Below are 15,264 nucleotides of genomic sequence, written 5' to 3' on the forward strand. Positions count from 1 at the left end.
CCCGGGTATCATCATTGTTCGAAATTGCTCAACCGGTAGTCTGTGTTCGGCAGGAGAGAATATATGAACTTACAGGAAATTTGCCCGGAAAAGCTCCTCACACCGGAAGAAAGCGTTAAAAAAATCCATAATGGATCCAGGGTCTTTATCGGAACGGGCTGCGGTGAGCCCCAGAAGCTCATCCGGGCCATGGTCGAGAACCCGGCCATTCAGGACATCATCGTTTACCAGATGCTCTCCTCCACCCTTTCCGAATATGTCAGCAGCAAAAATTTTCTTTCCCGGTTTTCCATCAAGCTTTTCTTCATCTCCCCCAAAATGCGGCGGTTTGCCTTTGAAGGGAAGATCGACTATATCCCCATTTATCTTTCCCAGATCCCAAAGGTATTCAAGGACAATGAAATCGGCCTGGATGTGGCCCTGATACAGGTTTCGCCTCCGGATCCCCATGGATTTTGTTCCCTGGGCATCTCAGTGGACATCACCCTCTCAGGCACCAAAAATGCGGACATGGTCATTGCCCAGGTCAATCCCAACATGCCCAGGACCTGGGGGGATTCCCTGATCCACATTGATGAAATCGATTATCTGGTCCCCTGGGAGGAACCCCTGGTGGAATCTTTGCCCGAGACCAAGAACCAGAAGGTCATTGAACGCATCGGCCATTACGTCAGCCAGCTTGTTGACGACGGTGCCACCCTCCAGATCGGGTTCGGCCACCTGCCCGATGCCGTGGTTCCCTACCTGGTCGGCAAAAAGGAACTGGGCATCCACACCCAGGTCATCACAGACGGGCTGCTCCCCCTGCTCAAAGCCAAGGCCGTCACCAATACCCAGAAAAACTACCTGACGGACCGGGCCGTCACCTCCCTGTGCATGGGGTCCAGGGAACTTTACGAATTTGTCCACGATAACCCCATGTTTTATTTCAGGTCCTCGGAATTTGTAAACGACCCCAATGTAATTGCAAAAAATGATAATTTCATCTCCATTTCCTCTGCCCTGGAAGTGGACCTCACCGGCCAGATATGTACAGATTCCAAGGGGTATCTCTTTTACTCGGGCATCGGGGACCAGGTGGATTTTATCCGGGGGTCGGCCATGTCCAGGGGGGGCTTCTCCATTGTGATTATCCCCTCAACGGCCCAGAACGGGGAAGTCTCCCGCATCGTCCCCCACCTCAGCGAAGGCGCCGGCGTGGCCACCACCCGTGGGGACATCGATATTGTGGTTACCGAATACGGAATCGCTGAAATCCGGCGCAAAAGCATTTCCCAGCGGGTGATGGAACTGGCCCAGATTGCCCACCCCAAATTCCGGAAAGAACTCATTGAACAGGCCAAACAGCGCCATTATATTTTCGGTGACCAGCTGCCCCCCAGCCAACAGGACCTGCTCTTTTTGGATTCCTATAAGGATACCCTCACCCTGCCCGCCGGCAAGAGTCTTGAGGTCAGGCCGCTGCTGCCTTCGGATGAATTCGAATCAAGGCACTTTTATTACTCCCTCCAGGAAGATTCCATCTATTACCGCTTTTTTAACAAGCGGAAGGTGTTTTCCCGTAAGATGCTCCAGGAACAATGGGCGGAGGTTGATTACCGGCGGAATATGAGCCTGATCGCCCTGATGCAAAGGGGCAAGCGCAAACAGATTGTGGCCATCGGCTCCTATGCCGAGGCCGGCCCGGATGTTGCGGAAGTTGCCTTTCTGGTCCGGGAGGAACTCCACGGCCAGGGGATCGGCTCCTTCCTTCTCGATGCCCTGGAAAAAATCGCCAGGGAAAACAATTATACCCGGTTCACGGCAACGGTGCTGGCGGAAAATGAAAAAATGCTGTATATGTTCCAGAAAAAATACCCCGAGGCCAGATTCATCCGCTCCGGTACCGGGGAAGTCGAGGTAGAAATGCCCTTTTCGTAATACCCGGGCTTAATCACAATTCATTCAGAGAGATATTTATGGCAAATTACAACATTGTTTACAAGGGACGCATTCTTGACGGCTATAGCAAAGAGAGTGTCAAAGCCGCCCTGGTGGAAAACTTCGATTTCACGGTTGAAAAGGCCAGCCAGCTTTTAAACAGCGGCCGGGTTTATATAGAAAAAGACCTCCCCCCCCAACGGGCAAAGGAATACGGCATTGCCCTCAAAAAAGCCGGGCTAAATGTGGTTTTGACCCGGTCCGTCCCAGCGGAGACCGATCCTGCACCCCATAGATCTCCTGAACCCGAGTTGGCCGCCCCTGTCATGGAAAAGTCCCCAATGGATCAGACGGGCCAGGCGCCGCCCGAAAGCGGCCGTGCCCCCATTACAAGAACCGTCCAAACCAGAGCCCTACCCTTTGAATTTATGGGTACGGGTTCTGAATATTTCAAAATCTGGATCGTCAACCTCATCCTTTCCATCCTCACCCTGGGCATATACTCGGCCTGGGCCAAGGTAAGACGGAAACAATACTTTTACGGCAGCACCCTGCTCAACGGCTCCAGCTTCGAATACCTGGCCGATCCTAAAAACATCCTCAAAGGACGGATCATCGTCGCCGCATTCTTCATCGGCTATTCCGTGGTCTCCAAAATTTTTCCCCTGGCCGGAACGATACTCAGTCTTCTGTTCGTCATTATCATGCCCTGGCTTGTGGTCCGCTCCCTGGCCTTTAATGCCCGGAACAGCGCCTATAAAAATATCCGCTTCGGATTCCAGGGCAGTGTCGGAGAGGCCGCCAAGGTATTTATTCTATTCCCCCTCCTGGCAGGCCTGACCCTTGGCATCCTGTCCCCCTGGGCCATATTCCGCCAGAAAAAATTCATTGTGGAAAACTATAGCTACGGCACCGCCTCATTTGAATTCACCGCCACCCACAGGGACTATTACGCCATGGTCCTCTGGGCCCTGATCCCCATCATTATCGGTGCGGTCCTAATGGGCATCGCCAGTGTTATTTTCCCACCGGTTGCCAGCCTGGTCGCCATCGTGCTCTATCTCTATCTTTTTGCCTATTTCAGTGTAAAGACCACCAACCTGATCTTCAACTCCACCCTGCTGGGCCGGCACAGTTTTGACGCCGATCTGGAAATCAAGGGATATCTGGGCCTGATCATCGTCAACACCCTGGCATCGGTGGTGACCCTGGGTATTTTCTACCCCTGGGCCCATGTGCGGACCGTCAGGTACAAGCTGGACCACCTCGTCTTCATGGCAAAGGGAGACCTTGATAATTTCATTGCCCAAGAGCAGGAAGAGGTCAGTGCCCTGGGCGAAGAAGCCGGTGATTTTTTTGACCTGGACATCGGACTGTGATTTCAATCAAAGGCAGATACTACGACGGCAAAACCTCGCGCACAGTGGAAGCGGCCCTCACCATATCGGCTGACGGCCGCCGCTGTGCCGTCCTCACACCGGACGGCACAAAAATGGAAACCGAAAATTTCAGCCGGATAAACATCAGCCCCCGGCTGGCCCATACCCCCCGGTATCTTTATTTTCCCGGGGGCGCAAAATTCGAAACCCATGACAATGAAGGAGTTGACGGAATCATGGCCGAGGCCGGCCGGGGGTCGTGGACGGACATGGTCCACTTCCTTGAAAGCCGGATGCCCTACGTACTCGCTGCCCTGGCCGTCCTCCTTGTTTTTATCTGGGGAACGGTCCGCTACGGCGTTCCCGCAGCATCCAATGCCATCGCCCATTGCCTCCCGGCCTCCACCCTGAGCTATGCCGGAGTCCGGACCCTTGACTTCCTGGACAAATCCGTTTTCAAGCCCTCAACACTGGATGAAGAGACCAAAGACCGCATCCTCAATCACTTTCAGCCGGTGCTGGATGCACACATGGACCAGGGCATCAAGATCATTTTCCGCCAAGGCGGCCGCATCGGCCCCAACGCTTTTGCCCTGCCGGACGGCACCGTCATATTCACCGATGAAATGGTAGAAACCGCCCAGCACGACGACGAACTGCTGGCCGTCCTCCTCCACGAAACCGGCCACATCATCCACCGGCACGGCCTGAGAACCGTAATCCAGGACTCCCTGCTGGGATTTGCCCTGCTGGCCTTCACCGGCGATGTGTCCGGCTCGGCAGAACTCTTCATGGGACTGCCCCTCTTCCTCACCCAGATGGCCTACTCCCGGGGATTTGAACTGGAAGCCGACCAATACGCCCTCAACGGTCTGCGCCGCTCGGATATCCCCCTGCACCGGTTCGCCGATCTCATGGACCGCATCGAAAAAAAGATGCGCCAGAAACGCAACACCGCCGGCAATGGGAAAAAATGGACCAGCTACCTTTCCACCCACCCCCGGATGGCCGAACGGCTCAAGCCATTTCGCGGCGAATAATAATGGCAATTCATGAAGCAGATAGGGATATTCTGCGTTTTTACTCTCTTAAAAAATAGACATAGGGGCAGCCGCCTGAGGCCCGGCTGCCCCCATGTCCATCCCTGTCGCTTTCTGTATTTTATATCCGTTTTACACAGGCAAAAAGTTTTATCCGTCGTTCAAACGCGGTACCATGCCGGCTTGCACCCCGCTATGAAAAATACTTATTTACCAGATTCTGGTATCCGGTTTCCATTTTAAATTTTTTGAGTTCCTGGGAAAATTTCTCAACCAGTTCCCTGGAGACCTTCTCCTTATTAAACATGATAAAGAGCCCTGCGGATTTGATCGGATGCGCCTTGACCGGCACGATGCCTTTGATGCCCAGCTTTTTAAGAATATGGTATCCGTTCCCCAATTCTGCAACGGCGTATTCGAACCTGCCGCCGGATAGTTTTTTAAAATTGGTTTCATCTGAATTGGCGCCCTGGAATGCCTTATTCGCCTTGACGAAATCCCAGAATTCTTCGGTGTAACTGTATCCGTTCACGACGCCAACGGTCTTTCCTTTCAGGTCCTCCAGAGAGGTATAGGTGTTGCCGCTGCCCTCTTTCACCCAAATCACCCAGGGGGAATCTATCAGGGGTTCTTCCGGATACCATGCAAAGGCGGTCCGTTCCTGGGTAAAATTGGCGGAAAAAAGGGCATGGACCTTTCCGGTTTGTACATTGTTCAGCGCCCGCTTCCAGGGATAGGCTTTCAGGGAGTTAAGGGTAACCCCCATCCGTTCAAAGACGGCTTTTACCACCTCAGTGCTGAAACCGGAAACCTTCCCCGAATCTTCCACAACCTGATAAGGCGGCCATTCGTCACAGGCCACATCCATGGATTCGGACCAGGCCTGTGTGGTCAATAAAGAGCAAAACCAGACACAGATAAATACAACGATAGATCGCTTCATAGTTTTCTCCCCGATTTTTTTAATTGAAAATTTCGTACCGCTTGGTAGCTATGGATAATTATAAGCAGATGATAGTAAATGTAAAGCTACATTTTAAGTCGCCGCCATAACAATCGGGGCAGAAAAACAGGCGCCCTCATAAGGCCTGTGTCCTATGAGGGCGCTTTTTTTTTTCGGTCTATACCCTTATTTTTTATGCTTTGAACTCAACTCGGGGAAATCCCAGTAAAAATATTCCTTGATCTCGTCTTCCGCCTCTTCGGTATCCATGCGGCTCACTTCGATCTCCCGCAGTTCGATGCGGCGGATCTTGCCGGAAATCGTTTTGGGCACCTCTGCGACAAATTCAATGATCCGTGGAATTTTAAACTTGGCAAGGATGTTCATGGTGTGCTTGAACAGGTCCAGGGCCAGGGCCCTGTCGCCGGTGCAGCCCTGGTTAAGGATAACATAGGCCTTGACCAGCTGGTAGCGGTTGGGGTCCGGGGCACCGACCACGGCGGCCTCGGCCACCGAGGGATGCTCCAGCAGGGCGCTTTCCACCTCAAAGGGGCCGATGCGGTAATCGCTGGACTTGATCACGTCGTCGGCCCGGCCCACGAACCACCAATAACCGTCCGCGTCAAAGGAGGCCCGGTCGCCGGTATAATAATAGCTGTCCACAAATACGGAACTCATCTTTTCGGGATTGCCGATGTATTCGGCAAAAAGGCCGATGGCCCGCCACTTGTCCAGTTTCACCACGATATGCCCCACCTGGTCCGGCCGGGTGATCTGGTTGCCTTCATCATCGGCCAGGGCGACATCGTACATGGGAGAGGGCATGCCAAAAGAACCGGACCGCATATTCCCGGCCAGCCAGGGCGGATTTCCGATCATGGCCGTGCATTCGGTCTGGCCGTAGAAATCCCGGATTTCTGTGCCGGTATGGTTCTTCCACTGGGTGATGACCTCGGGGTTCAGGGGTTCCCCTGCGGAAATGGACTGGCGCAGGCTGGACAGGTCGTATTTTTCAAGGTCCATGTTCACAAACATCCGCCATGCCGTGGGGGGACCGCAGAAGGTGGTTACCCGGTTCCTGGCAACGGCATTGAGATAGGCCTCCCCGTCCAGGGCCTCAAAATGGAACCCCGCCACCGTGGCCCCCACGTTAAAGGGGACGAAAAATGAAGACCAGGCCCATTTGGCCCAGCCCGGGGCGCTGAGGTTGTGATGGATATCGTCGGGCTGCACCCCGATCATCACCGTGGTGGACAGATGGCCGATGGGGTAGGAGGCGGCGGTATGCCCCACCCGCTTGGGCAGGCCCGTGGTGCCCGAAGTAAAAAAGCAGAACAGGATCTCATCGGAGGCTGTATCAGCCGCCTCGGCCTGGTCGGATTCATTGTAAATGGCGTCAAAGGAAATCCAGCCCTCGGCCTCCCCCAGCACCAGTTTCACCTTGGGAGAAATACCGGTTTCCCCAATGGCCCTCTCCAGTATCTCCACAGAGTCCTGGTCCGCCAGGATCACATCCGGCCGATAGGTCTCAAACCGGAACTCCAGTTCCCTGCTCGTCATGGTGGTTGCCGTGGGCACGGTGACCATCCCGGCTTTAATGCAGGCCAGACTGGCAAACCATATTTCCGGACAGATGGGGCTCATCATGTACATGTTGGCCTTCTGGCCGATGCCCTTGTCTGCCAGGAGGTTAATCAGCTGATTGGCCTTTTGGGAGAGTTCAAGATATGAAAAGGATTGGGATTCAAGGGTATGGATATTATTGAAAACCAATGCCGGCTTATCCGGGGTACGGGCCACATGGATTCCCTCGAACACCTCTTTCACCCAGTTAAACTTAGGCGGCAGTGTCATGGCATTCAAACTTTCAAAGAATGATTTCGCTCTGGCTTCTTTTTCTGCATTATCCGGCATCTGGTTGATCTGAATAACCTCTTTGTAAAGTTCTCTCATACCCGCAAACACTCCTTGCAATCCGAATTAATGTTATGTATAGGTGGTCACAAAATAGTATTCTATAGTAAATACCCTTTGGGTTTGTCAAAAATTATTTTGACAGTTCCCGGGGGCAACCCGCAGCCAAGATAACTGATGACAGAAAATACCCCCACCCTTATACTGGCCCCCCTCCAGGGGTTTACCGATGTTACCTTCAGAAATGCCTGGGCAAGGCACTTTTCAGGCATGGACCTGGCCATGGCCCCCTTCATCTCCACCATGGGGCAGCAGCGCCTCAAGCCGTCAAGGCTGGCAGACGTGGATTTGGAACGGAACCGGTCCCTGTTCGTTATTCCCCAGATCCTGGGCAATGTGGCCGAAGATTTTATCTTCCTGGCCGACCGTCTTTACGAGATGGGGCACAAACAGGTGAACTGGAACCTGGGCTGCCCCCACTCCAAAATCGCCAAAAAGAGACGGGGATCAGGCCTGCTGCTCTATCCGGAGAAAATCGATGCCATGCTCTCAAAGATCATCCCCGGAATGAAACCGTCGCTCAGCGTTAAAATCCGCCTGGGCCGCCGGAACAAGGACGAAATTGATGAACTGCTGAAGGTGTTCCACTGCCACAAGATCGACGAAATTATCCTCCACCCCCGGACCGGCGAACAGATGTACACAGGCGACTCAGACCTGGATGCCTTTGAAAAAGCCCTCAGCGCCTGCAGCATTCCCATGGTCTACAACGGGGATATCGTAGATCTGCCCTCATACAACCGGGTCAGGGCACGGTTCCCTGAAGTCACCCGAATCATGATCGGCCGGGGCATTCTGTCCAATCCCTTCCTGGCCGAGGAGATCAGAGGAAGGGCAACGGAAGGCCAGGCAATCCGGTTGGCACGCATCAAAGCCTTCCACGACGACCTCTTTGCCGCATACGAACAGGTCTTTTCCGGGCCGGGCCATCTCACCGGCCGGATGAAGGGATTCTGGAGCTACCTTGGCCCCTCATTTCAAGGCTATAAAAAACCGTTGAAAAAAATCCTGAAGGCCACCACCATTCAGGCCTATTCAGACCGGGTAGACGATTTTTTCAATTTGAACCTGAAATTCGGTCCGGACCGGCCCATGTAACCCGGAGGCCGGCCCGGATTGTAACGGGTTTCAGATTTCGTTTCCCGCCTTGAATCCGGCATGGACGGCATCAAAGGCCATGCCCACCTGGGCGGCGTCGCCGATGGTCCGGTAATCCATGCCCATTTCCTTCACCGTCTCCTCCAGGGGGTTGAAAGGAACGGACCCGGCGGCAATGACAACGGTGTCCGCCACCATTTCACTCACATTTCCCTCCTGTTCGATTTCAAGGCCGGTTTCCGTAATCCTTACCACCTTGCCGGCGGTGATGGACTCCACGCCGAACCGGCCCATGTCCTGCATCATCCCCCACTTGGTGGATTTGCCGATGTCCTTGCCGATCTTGTCCGTCATCTCGATGAGGCGGATCTGCTTGCTGCCCCTGGTGGCCATTTCAAAAAGGGTCTCGGCCGGTTCAGCCTTATTGACAAGTAAAAATTTTATGGTTTCCGCCGGCATGGTCCCTTTTTCCGCCAGAAACAGGGCGGTTTCAACCCCCACGGCCCCGCCGCCCACAACGGCCACCTTGTTTCCTGTGACCGCCCTGCCTTCAAGCACCTCCCAGGCCCCCACGACATGGGGGAGTTCTGCTCCCGGAATGGGCGGGTTCAGGGGCACCGCTCCGGTAGCCAGTATTAAGGCATCGGGTTTTTCTGCGGCCAGTAATTCCTTATCCACGGCACGGTTCAGCACCACAGGGATTTTTTCTGCACTCATCTGGTTTTCAAGGTCAACGGCAAGCTGGGCAAACTCCTCCCTGCCCGGAGGGGCGGCAGCCAGATAAAGCTGACCGCCCAGGCGCCCTGATTTCTCATAGAGGGTCACCTCATGGCCCCTGCGTTTGGCGGTGAGGGCCGCGGTCATGCCGGCGGCCCCCCCGCCGACGACCATGACTTTTTTGGGAACGGCGGCTTTCGCGCCAATGGCCTCATGCTCGTGGCCGGCCAGGGGATTGCAGAGGCATTCCACATGCTTGAGCTTAAAAAGATTATCAAAACAGCCCTGGGCGCAGGCAATGCAATGGACAATTTCCTTTTCCCTGCCGTCCTTTGCCTTATTGGGCAGATCCGGATCTGCAATGAGGCTGCGGCCCATGGCCACCATGTCGCAGTATCCTTCGCCGAGCATCTCCCTGGCCGTTTCCGGATCATTGATCCTATGGCTGGCGATTACCGGCACATCCACGGCGGCTTTAATCTCCCGGGCCAGATAGCCGAAGGCTCCCCTGGGCACCTGGGCAACGATCTGGGGCACCCGGGCCTCATGCCATCCCACATTGATGCACAGGGCGTCCACCGGCCCCTGGGACAGGGCCCTGGCATATTCAATGAGATCTGAACGCGAATTGCCGCCGGGCATGAAATCGTTGCCGTTCATCCTCACCATCACCGGATAATCCGGTCCCACCGCCTCCCGCACCGCCGCAGCCACCTCCAGGCCGAAACGCATCCTGTTTTCCAGGCTGCCCCCGTACTCGTCCGTGCGCTGGTTGGTCAAGGGAGACAGAAACTCGGAAATCAGGTATCCCGTGCCGCTGAGAATTTCAACGGCGTCGAACCCGGCTTTCTTGACCCGGGCCGCTGCAGCGCCAAAGGCTTGGATCGTGGACCTAATCTCTTCTGTTTCAAGGGCCCTGGGGGTCTCCCGGGTCATGCGGGAAGCAATGGCAGAAGGGGCTACGGGCTGTTTGCCCTCAATGAAAAATGAAAAATTATAACGACCGGCATGGTTGATCTGGACGCAGGACCGGGACCCATTCTCCTTTATTGCTGAGGCAAGGCGGGCAAGGCCGGGGATGAATTTATCGTCATGGGCCCCGATATTGGTGGTGTTCCCGGAATATTCGTCCACGGTGGCATACCCCGTGCAGATCATCCCCGGGCCGCCTTTGGCCCTGCGGGCGTAGAACTCGACAATCTGATCCGTGACATCAAATTCCCGGGCCATGCCCAGATGCATGGCCGGCAGATAGATCCGGTTGGCAATTTCCAGGGTGTTGATGCGGATGGGGTCGAACAACTGATCATTGGTGTTGGGGTCCTTCATTTTGCCCTCCTAATTGTTTTTTTTAAGTCCTTTGAATCGGATCAATTCTTTTTGCAGGGTCCGGTCTATAACATATGCCCTGAGCCCCCTGGCCATACGGGTCATTTCCAGGGTGAGCGAGGCGTTTTCCCGGAACCCCAGGTCCCGGGTATACTTGTCCCGCAGGCGAATCTCGGCGGCTACGATTTTTCCGGCAAATTCAGGATAAAAAGAAAAGTCGTCCAGGGCCATGCCCCGGTCCATGCAGATTTTGAACTGGCGGGCCAGGTCCAGATCCTGGCCGTCGAAGGTATCCGGCTCCAGGGGCATGATCAGCCCCAGGCTGCAAAGTTCGTCCAGCTGGGCGGCACTCAGATCCGTGGCCTCCAGAAAGGATGTTTTGTCCATTTTCTCAGTGGCACTTCCAAAAACCGTGGACTGAAGTTCAAGCAGAGGAGCGATATCCCTGCCCCGGTCCATTTCCCTGAGCAGCCCCTTGATGGCGTCCAGAGGCAGTCGGTGGCTGGCCTGGATATCTTTGATGAAACGGATACGTGCCACACAGCCCGGATCATAATAGGCCATATTGGGACTGGTTTTAACGGGCTGGTGAAGCAGGCCCCTGTTCACATATAAAAGGATGGTGGACTTGGCCACCCCCGTGGCCTCGGCCAGTTCCTTCATCTTGATCATGGGCTCACCGGCTTTGGTTCTGGGCCTGCTCTCTTTCCCTCCCATCTATCCTCCACGCAACGAAAAGTAAAAACCGACACTTTGCACTTCTCATTGCACTATAAAAGCCTGGTTCGCCCCTGTCAATAGATTTATCGACCCAGAAAGGCGTGAAGGATCGCCTAGGATTCCCCCTGTTTTTTATTCTTATCGGTATCCATTTTAAAGGGGGCCTGATCCTTTTTTTTGCCTGTCTCCTGACAGGCCTCCCGCATTCATGTGGAGACCCCCATTTTAGGCAGGATATAAATCTGCAGCAGCAGGTAAACGGCGATAAACCCGCCGGCAAACAATAATGATTCCATTTGAATTCTCCTCGGCAAAATTGGTATAATACCTGCGGTCAAGACCGCATATATTCAAGAATATAATAACGCCTGCACCATTTTCCAGTGGGAGAAAAAAATGGAGGCAGGAGAGGGAGAAAAATATGCCGATTTATGAATACAAATGCAGCCAATGCGAGGCTGAATTTGAAAAACTGGTATTCACCGGGGACGATCAAAAAATTGAGTGCCCCAAATGCCACAGCATTGAGGTGACAAAAAAAATGAGTGCCGCAAGCCTCACCGGCAGCGGCAAATGCAGTCCCTCAGGGACGGCCGGCGCCGGTTCAGGTTTTTCATGAGCAAGCTGACCGCGCACTGCGCCGGTCGGCGCAGCCGAAATTTAACTTGCATCTCACCCTGTTTAATTTATTATTGAATGATGAAAAAGCGTATGCCTGATCCTCCCGAAACGCCCCCTTTTGTTTTCGCTTTTTCTTAACAGCAACCTAACCCATTGGAGATCCATAATGATCCGCAAAACCGAACGAATCCTGTTTGCATCCGATTTATCCACAGACATGAAAGAGGTATTTGAACGTGCCGCCTCATTTTCAGCCTATTCAGGGGCTGAAATCATCGTCCTCCACGTCATGGAGGAAGCCAGCAAAAGTTCTGAGAAACTGGTGCGCATGGCATTTGGCGAAGCCCTGTATCAAAACATTAAAAGCGACCACAAAGCCGGGGCCAGGAATCTGCTTACAGGTAAAAACGTAGACGCCCTCCGCATCCGCCAGGCCATTGCAGGTTTTCTTGCAGACAGCGGCGGCGAAGCACCGGAAATGGATGAAAAATCCCCCATTGCCAAGATCCTGGTGACCGAAAGTCCCTCCATTGCTGCAGATATCGTACAGACCGCCGTTGAAGAGGACTGCGACGCCATCGTCATGGGATGCAAGCAGCAGGGACTTCTGGCCGAAGCCATGGGCGACAATGTGGTCAGAAAAGTATTGAAGCGGACATCGGTTCCTGTGGTTGTCGTGCCCTTGGGCAAAAGATAGGACGGCTTAGCCGGCCGCAGAACAGAACCGCTTTACACCTTCCAGGTAGGGGCCCATGCCGCGGATGAATATGTCATTGTGGCCGGCCCCTTCGATTTTCAGCAATTCTTTTCTGTGAGACGGGCAGGCATCGAAAAGGGCCTGGCCGTCGGAAAAAGGAATCAGCATATCCGACGCCGCATGGATCACCAGACAGGGGCAGTATGCCTTCCCCATTTTTTCAAGATTCCCCATCCCATTTTCCTCCCTGAACCCCAGCAGGTCAGGATCCAGCCCCAGCACCCGGAGCAGAGGACCGGCAAAGGCAAATCCGCTTTCAATGATGAGGCTGAAAAATTCACCACCACAGGCCGATGCCAATTCCAGAGCCGGGGCGCTGCCCAGGGACCGCCCCATCACCGACAAGGGGCCGGCCATCTGGCGGGAAACCATCTCCTCTTTAACAAAGGCCAGCACCCTGTGGGCATCTGCCATCATGGAGGATACTGACGGCCTGCCGGAAGAATCCCCGTATCCCCGGTAATCCACCACAAAAAAATTAACCCCGGCCCACCGGGTAAACGCCTGGCCCAGTTCGTCATAATCCTGGACGATTTCACCGTTGCCGTGGAAAAAGAGCAATACCGGCGCGTTGGGATCTTTAATGTGAAAGGATGCACCGAGCGATGCGCCCTCCGCCACCGGAATCATCATATCCCGTCGCTCTTCCCCCTCCCTGCGCCCCGGGGAGGTCGGTCTGGGATGAAACAGATATTCCAGCACACCGGGCTGATCCAGTGCCGCATACCGCGTATGTTCACTCATCTTTTATCCTCCTGATTTGAATGCCCTCTTTGTTTCCAGCCGGATTCGTCCCCCCTGGCCAGGGTTACTCCCATGCCCAGCACTGCCGCCCCTGCCCCGGCGGCCATCACATGACGGAAACCGGCCATGAAAAGCGGGGCCATCTCCGGTGTGTACCGGTCAAGGCCCATGCCCTGGGTCAGGCCCGTAAAGGTGTGTGAAAAGATTCCCGACGCCAGGGCCACCCCGGCCACCATCCCCATATTCCTGGCAGTCGCCATTGCCCCGGAGGCAATCCCCCTGCGGTCTGCCGGCACCGCCCCCATCAGCACCATGCTGTTGGGGGAAATAAACAGGGCCGTCCCCAGACCAGCCAGGGCCAGGCGCATGGCCACCGCTGAAAAATCCGTCAAAGGAGAGAGGCCGGCGGAGAGCACCAGCGCCAGGGCAAGGCATCCCATTCCGCACAGGCAGAGCCTGCGGGATCCCAGCCGGTCGGCCAGGCTGCCCGCCAGGGGGGAAACCACCAGAAGCACCAGGAATGGCACGATCATGGCCAGCCCGGTAAGGGCCGGAGAAAATCGGCAGACCAGAGTCAGGTAAAATGGCATCATAAAAATGAGGGTAAACAGGGCCATAAATAAAATCACGGCAGCGGCCAGGGGAAAGATAAAAAGCCTTATGCGAAACAGGCCCGGGTCAATCAGGGGCTGTGCGGCCCGTCCAAGGCTGTTGAAAAGTCCTGCGCCGGCACCGGCCCCCGCCCCCCAGCATCCCATGGCCTTCAGGGAAAAAAAACCCCACTCAGGCGACCGGATCAGGCCCATCACCAGGGCGGCCACCATCCCCACCATGAAAAAACTGCCGGACAGATCCAGTTTTTCACATCCGCCACGGCCGGGGGATGTGCCGGCATCCGATATACCGCCATTCCAGACTTTCCGGCTGTACACCAGGGCGGCCAGTCCAACGGGAATATTAATATAGAAAATAATTGGCCAGGAAAAATACTCCAGTAACAGCCCTCCGGTCACCGGTCCCAATGTGAGGCCGGAAGCCACGCAGGCCCCCACAAGCCCCAGCGCCTTCCCCCGATTCTCCGGCTCAAACACATCCACAACAATGGCCGGGGAGCAGGCCATGAGCATGGATGCCCCGACAGCCTGAAGCGCCCGGGACAGCACCAGCCATCCCAGGGTGCCGGACAGGCCGCAGCAAAACGACCCCAGGGTAAACATCCCAAACCCCAGACGGTAGACCCTGGGGCGGCCCAGAATATCCGAAAGCCGGCCGAATGTCAGCAGCAGGGAGGAAACCACCATAAGATACACCGTAACCACCCATTGCACCGACCCCATGTCCCCGGACAGGTCTGCCATGATATAGGGCAGGGCCAGGTTCACAATGCTGGAATCCAGGGTGGACATGAAAACAGATACCGCCACAAGAATAAAGACCTGCCACTTCCTATCCACATGTCCCCCCGTTACATTATTTATGCACCCGGCAATTCACAACTTCCGGTAATTGCCAGATTATGGTATATCCTGACAATTAACAAGAGGATAGGACAAGAAAAAAAAGGCCACAAACCCCCTAAGGATATAAAAAAGCCAATGGCAACAATCAAGGATATCGTACTCATCCACCTTGAGGACACACCGGTCTCCTTTGCCCGGATTGAAAGCATACTGCCGGACCATAAAAAGGACTGGTACCAGATTAAACTGCTCATGCTCCAGATTCCGCTGCAGGCGGTGACCTGGATACTAAAAGACGAATACATCAATGGCGGGGATTTTTTCATGAACGGGAAAAAGATGCGGTTGGAACTTGTGGAATGCCCGGTCGACGAACGCCCCGCTACGGACCAGGAATCCCCGGAACCCATGAAAAACCTGGACGGCGGAAACGCCGGAAAAGGCGACCCTGCCCCCTCCTCCGGCGCAACAGAAGAAAAGGGAAAGATCATCTCCTTTGCAGACCTTAAAAGCAGCAAATCAGACCCGGAACCCGACATCGGATAGGCAACGGGGCATAGAC

The 15,264-nt window shown here is 54.7% G+C and carries 13 protein-coding genes; 7 read left to right on the plus strand and 6 right to left on the minus strand.

Annotated features, from left to right (window positions below):
* Positions 1-63: 63 nt before the first annotated feature.
* From HUN04_08965 to HUN04_08975, 3 genes are read left to right on the plus strand one after another with little or no spacing between them, the layout of a single operon-like run.
* On the plus strand, positions 64-1,920 hold the full coding sequence (locus tag HUN04_08965) for a GNAT family N-acetyltransferase (GenBank protein WDP89834.1): 1,857 nt from the start codon (positions 64-66) through the stop codon (positions 1,918-1,920).
* Positions 1,921-1,958: 38 nt separating this feature from the next.
* A complete protein-coding gene (locus HUN04_08970) occupies positions 1,959-3,299 on the plus strand; it encodes a DUF898 domain-containing protein (protein WDP89835.1) in 1,341 nt (446 codons plus the stop codon).
* Positions 3,296-4,339 carry a M48 family metallopeptidase gene (locus HUN04_08975; protein WDP89836.1) on the plus strand — a complete coding sequence of 348 codons (1,044 nt, stop codon included), beginning with the start codon at positions 3,296-3,298 and terminating at the stop codon, positions 4,337-4,339. The genes HUN04_08970 and HUN04_08975 overlap by 4 nt, the downstream gene beginning before the upstream one ends.
* A gap of 193 nt (positions 4,340-4,532) precedes the next feature.
* Here the strand turns inward: HUN04_08975 and HUN04_08980 are convergent, their stop codons facing one another.
* Together HUN04_08980 and HUN04_08985 are read right to left on the minus strand one after the other, a co-directional pair.
* Positions 4,533-5,282 carry an amino acid ABC transporter substrate-binding protein gene (locus tag HUN04_08980; protein WDP89837.1) on the minus strand — a complete coding sequence of 250 codons (750 nt, stop codon included), beginning with the start codon at positions 5,280-5,282 and terminating at the stop codon, positions 4,533-4,535.
* Positions 5,283-5,468: 186 nt separating this feature from the next.
* A complete protein-coding gene (locus tag HUN04_08985; protein WDP89838.1) occupies positions 5,469-7,235 on the minus strand; it encodes an AMP-binding protein in 1,767 nt (588 codons plus the stop codon).
* A 138-nt stretch (positions 7,236-7,373) separates the two neighbouring features.
* On the opposite strand from HUN04_08985, the gene HUN04_08990 reads away from it, so the two are divergent.
* Positions 7,374-8,354 (plus strand): tRNA-dihydrouridine synthase family protein, encoded by a 981-nt coding sequence (locus HUN04_08990; GenBank protein ID WDP89839.1) that lies wholly within the window; start codon positions 7,374-7,376, stop codon positions 8,352-8,354.
* Between the two features lie 30 nt (positions 8,355-8,384).
* On the opposite strand, the gene HUN04_08995 is transcribed toward HUN04_08990, so the two are convergent.
* Both HUN04_08995 and HUN04_09000 read right to left on the minus strand, forming a co-directional pair.
* Positions 8,385-10,400 carry an FAD-dependent oxidoreductase gene (locus tag HUN04_08995; GenBank protein WDP89840.1) on the minus strand — a complete coding sequence of 672 codons (2,016 nt, stop codon included), beginning with the start codon at positions 10,398-10,400 and terminating at the stop codon, positions 8,385-8,387.
* 9 nt (positions 10,401-10,409) lie between these two features.
* Positions 10,410-11,117, minus strand: a complete 708-nt coding sequence (locus HUN04_09000) for a MerR family transcriptional regulator (GenBank protein WDP89841.1) — start codon at positions 11,115-11,117, stop codon at positions 10,410-10,412.
* A gap of 424 nt (positions 11,118-11,541) precedes the next feature.
* Between HUN04_09000 and HUN04_09005 the strand changes: the two genes are divergently transcribed.
* Positions 11,542-11,739: a zinc ribbon domain-containing protein gene (locus HUN04_09005; protein ID WDP89842.1), complete on the plus strand. Its 198-nt coding sequence runs from the start codon at positions 11,542-11,544 to the stop codon at positions 11,737-11,739.
* Positions 11,740-11,907: 168 nt separating this feature from the next.
* Complete coding sequence (locus tag HUN04_09010) at positions 11,908-12,438, plus strand: universal stress protein (protein ID WDP89843.1); 531 nt, start codon at positions 11,908-11,910, stop codon at positions 12,436-12,438.
* A gap of 6 nt (positions 12,439-12,444) precedes the next feature.
* On the opposite strand, the gene HUN04_09015 is transcribed toward HUN04_09010, so the two are convergent.
* Positions 12,445-13,242 carry an alpha/beta hydrolase gene (locus HUN04_09015; GenBank protein ID WDP89844.1) on the minus strand — a complete coding sequence of 266 codons (798 nt, stop codon included), beginning with the start codon at positions 13,240-13,242 and terminating at the stop codon, positions 12,445-12,447.
* A complete protein-coding gene (locus HUN04_09020; GenBank protein WDP93222.1) occupies positions 13,239-14,648 on the minus strand; it encodes an MFS transporter in 1,410 nt (469 codons plus the stop codon). Before HUN04_09020 ends, HUN04_09015 begins: the two co-directional genes overlap by 4 nt.
* A 189-nt stretch (positions 14,649-14,837) precedes the next feature.
* Between HUN04_09020 and HUN04_09025 the strand changes: the two genes are divergently transcribed.
* Complete coding sequence (locus tag HUN04_09025; protein WDP89845.1) at positions 14,838-15,248, plus strand: hypothetical protein; 411 nt, start codon at positions 14,838-14,840, stop codon at positions 15,246-15,248.
* The last annotated feature ends 16 nt before the right edge of the window (positions 15,249-15,264 follow it).

Source organism: Desulfobacter sp. (assembly GCA_028768525.1).
In the GTDB taxonomy this organism is placed as follows: domain Bacteria; phylum Desulfobacterota; class Desulfobacteria; order Desulfobacterales; family Desulfobacteraceae; genus Desulfobacter.